This is a genomic window from Acidovorax delafieldii 2AN (assembly GCF_000175235.1).
Classification (GTDB): Bacteria; Pseudomonadota; Gammaproteobacteria; order Burkholderiales; family Burkholderiaceae_C; genus Acidovorax; species Acidovorax delafieldii_B.
Genome location: NZ_ACQT01000474.1, coordinates 1 through 1,521 on the forward strand (window position 1 = coordinate 1; position 1,521 = coordinate 1,521).

1 protein-coding gene is annotated in these 1,521 nt (G+C 71.0%); it reads right to left on the minus strand.

Going from position 1 to position 1,521, the window contains the following annotated elements; translation table 11 throughout:
* Positions 1 to 591 (minus strand): sulfite exporter TauE/SafE family protein (locus ACDELDRAFT_RS22330; RefSeq protein WP_005801103.1); only part of this gene is annotated, 591 nt, incomplete at its 3' end.
* Positions 592 to 1,521 lie beyond the last annotated feature (930 nt).

A 1,521-nucleotide genomic window follows, 5' to 3' on the forward strand; every position in this document is an offset into this window, starting at 1 on the left:
GTCGGCGGCGATGATGCGCGGCAGCGGCAGGTGCGGGAACACCAGCAGCAGCACGGTGACGCCAATGGCGCCAGCGCCCACCGAGGTGAAGGTGACCAGCGTGCCGATGACGGCGCCCAGCAGCACGGGCAGGCTCCAGTGGCGCGGCTCGGCGGCGTTGGCGGCATTGGCCTTGCGCGCGGCCAGCTCGATGGCCTGGTGCTTGGGCGAGAAGGCCAGCACCTTGTAGAGCGTGGCGGCGGCCGTCAGCAACAGGGCGGCGCCCAGCGTAGTCGTCATGATCTGTTGCACGCGCTCGGTGCCCGGGCCCATGCGGTGCAGCAGCCACAGCGCACTCAGCGCCGCCGGAATACTGCCGGCGCACAGCAGGCCCACCACGCGCCAGGGCACCAGGCGCTGGCGCGCCATGCTGGCGGTGCCGCCGAGCTTGGTGAAGGCGGCGAACAGCAGGTCGGTGCCAATGGCCAGGTGGGGCTTCACGCCGAAGAAGAAGATCAGTACGGGCGTCATCAGCGAGCCGCCGCCGACACCGGTCAGGCCCACGATGAGCCCGACGGCGAAACCCGCAAAGATGAACATGAAATCATGCATGGGTGCGAATGTAGGGGGGCTGCTTATGAAAACAAACGATTGTTTCGTGCTGCCCTTATGCGAATAAGCTTATGCGCCAGTGCTGGCGCGGGTTTCCCAGGCCCCGGCCCATCCTGGGGCGAGCGGGCGCAGTGCCATGGGGCTGCCGCCACAGCGGCCCCCGCCTGGGGCGAAGATGGGCCCGCTCAGATCCGCTCGGTGCCCATGGCGCGCGCCAGCCGCGCGTCCAGTGGCAGTGGTTCGCCGTGCAGCCGGGCGGCCAGCCAGTTCCCCGNACAGCACGGCGCGCGTCAGGCCGCGCGCGCCCATGGCGGTGTTGACCCAAAGACCGGGCAGTGCCGTTGCGTCGACGGGGCCGACGATGGGCAGGCGGTCGGTCGAGGTGCAGCGCACGCTGGCCCAGGCGCGCACGGCTCCGGCATCCGCAGGGGATCGTGCCGTGAATGCGGCCCGCAGCGCAGGGGCCGCACTGGGCACCAGTTCCTGCAGGCGCCGCCAGTTGGTGGCGTGCGCGGCAGCCACTTCGGCGGGGGTCATCGGCAGGGTGTCCACATCGCGCTCAAAGGTTGAACCCATGTGCCAGGCCAGGCCTTCCTCGCTGGGCACATGGGCGACCAGGCCGCCGTTGCCGTTCACGGGAAAGGGCGGCAGCGCTGCCGCCAGGGGGCCTTGCAGTCCCCACGACAGCTGGCCGCGCACGGGTTGCAGCGGAAGACCGGCCGCGCCCGATGACGCCAACAGGGCATTGCAGGCCGGGCCCGCGGCCAGCACCACGCATTCGGCCTCGGCCAGCGGGATTCCTTGCGCATCCAGGGCTTGCCAGAGCGGTTGGCCCGCGGCCGTGTTCACCCGTTGCAGTCGGGCTACCGGGCTGTGGGGTGTCCACTCGACGTGCGGCTGCGCCAGCAGCGCGGCAACCAGCCGGGCGGG